Source organism: Mycobacterium sp., from assembly GCF_049673265.1.
GTDB lineage: Bacteria > Actinomycetota > Actinomycetes > Mycobacteriales > Mycobacteriaceae > Mycobacterium.
In genome coordinates this window covers 1-5,005 of record NZ_JBATXN010000129.1, presented here as the reverse complement: position 1 = coordinate 5,005, position 5,005 = coordinate 1, and the positions used below count along the sequence as shown (strand labels likewise).

Genomic DNA, 5,005 nt, shown 5'->3' with positions numbered 1-5,005 from the left:
TGCGCACCCCGGGACTGGTGACCGCGCCGCCCCCCAGCGACAGCACGCCGTCATGCTCGGCCAGCGCCGCGCGCACCACGTCTTCTTCGATGCGACGGAACTCCTTCTCGCCATCGGTGGCGAAGATGTCGGCGATGCGCCGTCCGGTCTGCTGCTCGATTGCCACGTCGGTGTCGAGCATCGTGACGTCGAGTGCCTTGGCCAACCGTCGCCCGATCGTGGACTTACCCGAACCCGGGAGTCCAACCAGTACGGCCTTGGGCGCCAATGGGATCAGCCTCCCACCGATTGAGCCCGAATTTCGGCGGCCGGTTCACGCTCGGCGACCGACCTCAAGTAGGCCTCGACGTTGCGGCGGGTCTCGGCCAGCGAGTCGCCCCCGAACTTCTCCAGCGCCGCGCGGGCCAACACCAGCGCGACCATGGTTTCGACCACCACACCGGCAGCCGGCACCGCGCACACGTCGGAGCGCTGGTTGATCGCGACGGCCTCGTCACCGGTCGCCATGTCGACGGTGGCCAGCGCACGCGGAACCGTTGAGATCGGCTTCATCGCCGCCCGCACCCGCAGCGGCTGGCCGTTGGTCATGCCACCTTCCAGGCCGCCGGCCCGGTTGGTCGAGCGGACGACACCGTCGGGTCCGGGGTACATCTCGTCGTGAGCACGGCTGCCGCGGCGGCGCGCCGTGGTGAACCCGTCGCCGATCTCGACGCCCTTGATCGCCTGAATGCCCATCACCGCGGCGGCAAGCTGGCTGTCGAGCCGGTTGTCGCCGCTGGTGAACGATCCGAGTCCGACCGGCAGGCCGACCGCGACGGCCTCCACCACTCCGCCGAGGGTGTCGCCATCTTTCTTCGCGGCTTCGATCTCGGCGATCATCGCTTCCTCGGCCGCCTTGTCGAAGGCGCGCACCGGGCTGTCGTCGATTCCATCGAGGTCGCGGGCCTGCGGTGGCGGACCGTCGTAGGGCTCCGATTCGCCGATCGAGATGACGTGGGACAGCACCTCGACGCCGAGGGCTTGCCGCAGGAACAGCCGGGCGACGGTGCCCGCCGCGACGCGTGCCGCGGTCTCGCGGGCACTGGCCCGCTCGAGAACCGGGCGAGCATCGTCGAAGCCGTATTTCAGCATGCCGGCGTAGTCGGCGTGGCCGGGCCGAGGCCGGGTCAGCGGGGCGTTACGCGCCACGTCAAGCTCGGCCTGGTCAACCGGGTCGGCGGCCATCACCGTCTCCCATTTCGGCCATTCGGTGTTGCCGATCTCGATGGCGATCGGCCCGCCGAGGGTGACGCCATGCCGAACCCCGGCCAGCATGGTCACCTGGTCGCGCTCGAACTTCATCCGGGCGCCGCGGCCATAGCCGAGCCTGCGGCGGGCCAGCTGGTCGGCGATGTCGTCCGATGTCAGACTGACCCCGGCGACCATGCCTTCCAGCACGGCCACCAACGCCCGGCCGTGGGATTCACCAGCAGTGGTCCATCGCAACACGTGTCCCATCTTCCCACGACCGGCGCGCCGCCGGGCGAGGCGTCAGCATGTGTGCCGCGACCGTCGCAACGCGATGAGCTGCCAAACACCCAGCACCAGGGCGACGTCGCCCGCGCTGCCCAGCGCCCAGTTGCCCGCAGCGCTCAGCGGAAGCCACCCAAGCGCTGCCGCCGCCCACATGGCCGGCGCCAGCAGCAGGTTGGAAACGCCGAAACCCAACACCAGCCCGCGGGCTGTCGGGCGAATCCGGTTCAGACCGAACAGCAGCGCCGGGCCGCCGACGACGAACGCCAGTCCACCTACCAAAAGCTCCGCGCGTGGCACGTTCCACCAATGGCCGATCGGTCCGCTCAGGGCGGCCACAATCGCGCCTGCGACGGTCCAAAAGACCAGGTCGGCGCGGATGGATCGCCAACGTGCCGTATCGGCATGAACGGTACTGCGGGAAATAGTTGCACTTGTCATGCGGCGATGATGCGGCCAGAACCGCTGCCAACTCGACCATCGGCACTGCCAGAGGCTGCCAATACAGTCCTGTTACATGTAACATCGCGGTATGAGTGAGCGAGAAGAATCGTCGGTTCGCCGGCGAGTCGCTGAGCATCGGGCGCGGTTGCGCCGCCAAGGGCTGCGCCCGGTTCAGATTTGGGTGCCCGATGTGCGGGCGCCCGGTTTTGCCGCTGAAGCCCATCGTCAATCGGCGTTGGCCGCCGCCAGCCCATATGAACCTGGAGATCAGGCGTTCACCGATGCCATCTCAGAGTTTGGTGGTCACGACGAGGACGGAGAGTGAGGCGCGGAGAGCTGTGGACCGCCGCTGGAGGAACCCATTACGCCGGCAAGCCGCGCCCGGTGCTTATCGTCCAAGACGACCGGTTCGACGCCACAGCGTCGGTCACGGTGTGTCCGCTGACCACCGACCCCACCGACATCCCCCTGCTGCGGATCGCCCTGGATCCCACCGAGACCAACGGGCTGAGTGAACCGAGCCGCATCATGCTCGACAAGGTGACGACGATGCCGCGCGCCAAGCTCCGCGAGCGCGTTGGGTCGGTGAACGACACCGACCTGGCCACTCTTTCGCGAAGCCTGGTGGTTTTCCTCGGCCTGGCCTGATTGCCTCAGCACCGTCGCCTTACAGCTGAGCCAGCCCCAACGCGACGGCGCTGGCCGCGCACATCGACGGGCCGTGCGGCACGGTCGTCGCCGACCAGCCAAGCCTGGCGACTCCCCCGATCACCGCAGTCAGCAGCGGCGCGCCGATCGCCGCGAGCAACCACACATCGCCGCCAAAGCAACCGGTCAGCGCGCCCAGCCCGAGCGCCAGCTTCACGTCACCGGCGCCCATCGCCGCCGGCGCCACGACATGCACCAGCAGATACACCGCGGCCAGTAGCCCGGCTCCCAGCGCAGCGGCCGGGCCGCGGTCGGCGCCGGCGGCGAAGAGCATGATCACCGCGAAACCCGGCAGGGTAAGCCAGTTGGGTAGCCGGCGCCGGCGGATGTCGTAGCTGCTCAGCGCTCCCATCCAGAGCAACGCCGCCGCCATCGCCATGCGCGGCAGGCTAATCCAACGCGGCGGTCATCGCCTCTCGCGGCGCAGGCAGGCCTGTGAATTGTTCGACTTGCGCGTACGCCTGGTGCAGCAGCATTTGCAGTCCGCTGATCACCCGGCCGCCCGCCTTCGTCACCGCCGCAGCCAGCGGCGTCGGCCATGGGTCGTAGATCGCGTCCAGCAGCACTGGCACCCGCGCCAGGGTGTCGGCATATTCCGCCGCGACGTCGGCCGGCAGCGTATTAACCAGCACGGTCGCCTCGTCAATCGGGCTGCCCAGTTCGCAGAACCGGACCGCCACCCCGACCCGGCCACCCAAATCCACCAACCGGGCGGCCTTCTCCGCGCTGCGAGCCACCACGGTGATGGCGCTGACACCCAGTTCGGCCAGCGCCACCACGACCGCCGGTGCGGTGCCGCCGGACCCCGACACCACCGCGTGACCCGAGGCTGAGCCTTCTGCGCCCAATGCCCCCATGACACCGACGATGTCGGTGTTGTCAGCGCGCCAGCCGCCCGGCGTCCGCAGCAAGGTGTTGGCCGACCCGACCAGCTCGGCCCGATCCGTGTGCTCGTCGGCAAACTGCAGCGCGGCGAACTTTCCCGGCTTCGTCACCGAGACGCCGACCCACTCCGGCCCGAACCCGCCGACGACGGCCGGCAGTTCGTCGGCGCCGCACTCGATGCGCTCGTAGGTCCAGTCGACGAGGCCCAGCGCACCGTAGGCGGCCAGGTGTAGCTGCGGGGAACGGGAATGCGCGATCGGCGAGCCGAGCACGCCGGCTTTCCTAGCGCGCTGAGTCGAGGACACCGTTGCGCTTGGCCAGCTCGATGTTCGCCAGATGCTGTTGGTAGTCGCGGGTGAACAACGTCGTGCCCTGTGCGTCGATCGTGACGAAGTACAACCAGTCACCGGGTTCCGGATGCTCAGCCGCTTTGAGCGCATCGGTGCCCGGCGAGCATATCGGCGTCGCCGGCAGCCCTTCGGAAACGTAAGTGTTCCAAGGCGTTTGCTGCGCGCGGTCGGCGTCAGTGGTAGCGACTTCGCGGCGATCCAGCGGATAGTTCACCGTCGAGTCGAACTCCAATGTGCGGTGCTCGGCCAGCCGGTTGTAGATGACCTGGGCCACCTTCGGGAAGTCCTGTGGCTTGGCCTCCCGCTGGACCAGCGATGCGACCACCAAAACGTTATACGGCGACATGTTCATCGCGGTCGCGGTGTCCAGCAGACCTGACTTCACGTACTGCCCTGTGCTGGCGCTGATCAGCGTTTCCAGGATCGTCTGGGGAGTGCCCGACGGGTTGACGTTGAACGTTCCCGGCGCGATCAGCCCTTCCAGCCGGCGGTGGTCGTCGCCCATCCGGGTGGCGGGCTCGAGCGCCCAGGCAGGCACCGAAAGCGAAGCGAGCGGGGTCTTTTCGGCCGCCGTCCGCAGGTCGGCGCTGGACACGCAGTGCGTGTCTCCGTCTAGGTCGACGCAGGTGGCCTTGGAGATCATCGTGAAGATGCCTGGCGTGGTGGCGTTGGTCTTGACGTCGGCGGTGTCGTCGAGTTGCTGGCCCTCGGGGATCACCAACTTGCCCACTCGGCTAGCCGGGTCGGTGAGCCGCTTCACCGCCGACGACGCCGGAAGTTGGGTGCGCATCCGGTAATAGCCCGGCTGGATCGACGAGATCGCTTCGTTTCCTTCCGCCTCCTCGAGGAACGCTTTCACGGTGCGCACGACGTCGCGGGTGTGCAGCGTCTCGCCGATCGCCGTGGTCGAGTCGCCGGCGTGGATCTGGATCACCAAATCCTTTTTGCCGCTGCCGGAGTAGTCATTCTGCGGACCGAAGCTGTGCCACAGTTTGGAGCCGACGAACACGGCCGCCACCACGACAACGATGAGCAGGCCGACGGCTGATCCGCGCGCAATGCGCCGGCGACGACGGCCACGCTCGGCGCGGAGCCGCTCGGCGCGC

At 68.2% G+C, this 5,005-nt stretch carries 8 protein-coding genes; 2 read left to right on the top strand and 6 right to left on the bottom strand.

The genetic code is table 11. From position 1 onward, the window contains the following. From WBF82_RS04615 to WBF82_RS04605, 3 genes are all read right to left on the bottom strand, one after another. Positions 1 to 268: shikimate kinase (locus WBF82_RS04615; protein WP_424381920.1), on the bottom strand; the 268-nt coding region annotated here is incomplete at its 3' end. A gap of 5 nt (positions 269 to 273) precedes the next feature. After that, positions 274 to 1,488: a chorismate synthase gene (aroC, locus tag WBF82_RS04610; RefSeq protein WP_424381921.1), complete on the bottom strand. Its 1,215-nt coding sequence runs from the start codon at positions 1,486 to 1,488 to the stop codon at positions 274 to 276. Between the two features lie 42 nt (positions 1,489 to 1,530). After that, positions 1,531 to 1,953 (bottom strand): hypothetical protein, encoded by a 423-nt coding sequence (locus WBF82_RS04605; RefSeq protein WP_424381919.1) that lies wholly within the window; start codon positions 1,951 to 1,953, stop codon positions 1,531 to 1,533. 91 nt (positions 1,954 to 2,044) lie between these two features. On the opposite strand from WBF82_RS04605, the gene WBF82_RS04600 reads away from it, so the two are divergent. Beyond that, entirely contained in the window at positions 2,045 to 2,281 is a 237-nt protein-coding gene (locus WBF82_RS04600) for an antitoxin MazE family protein (protein WP_424381918.1), read from the top strand. Then, positions 2,278 to 2,604: a type II toxin-antitoxin system PemK/MazF family toxin gene (locus tag WBF82_RS04595; protein WP_424381917.1), complete on the top strand. Its 327-nt coding sequence runs from the start codon at positions 2,278 to 2,280 to the stop codon at positions 2,602 to 2,604. Before WBF82_RS04600 ends, WBF82_RS04595 begins: the two co-directional genes overlap by 4 nt. A gap of 19 nt (positions 2,605 to 2,623) precedes the next feature. On the opposite strand, the gene WBF82_RS04590 is transcribed toward WBF82_RS04595, so the two are convergent. The 3 genes from WBF82_RS04590 to mltG all read right to left on the bottom strand — a co-directional run. Continuing rightward, entirely contained in the window at positions 2,624 to 3,043 is a 420-nt protein-coding gene (locus WBF82_RS04590) for a prepilin peptidase (protein WP_424381916.1), read from the bottom strand. 10 nt (positions 3,044 to 3,053) lie between these two features. After that, positions 3,054 to 3,854, bottom strand: a complete 801-nt coding sequence (locus WBF82_RS04585) for a shikimate dehydrogenase (RefSeq protein WP_424381915.1) — start codon at positions 3,852 to 3,854, stop codon at positions 3,054 to 3,056. Then, the coding region (gene mltG / locus WBF82_RS04580; protein ID WP_424381914.1) for an endolytic transglycosylase MltG at positions 3,832 to 5,005 on the bottom strand (1,174 nt) is incomplete at its 5' end. The genes mltG and WBF82_RS04585, both read right to left, overlap by 23 nt.

Excerpts from the sequence above, each read along its gene's own strand:
- WBF82_RS04600 (WP_424381918.1), top strand. The coding sequence starts at position 2,045 with ATGAGTGAGCGAGAAGAATCGTCGGTTCGCCGGCGAGTCGCTGAGCAT.
- WBF82_RS04605 (WP_424381919.1), bottom strand. The coding sequence starts at position 1,953 with ATGACAAGTGCAACTATTTCCCGCAGTACCGTTCATGCCGATACGGCA.
- WBF82_RS04590 (WP_424381916.1), bottom strand. The coding sequence starts at position 3,043 with ATGGCGATGGCGGCGGCGTTGCTCTGGATGGGAGCGCTGAGCAGCTAC.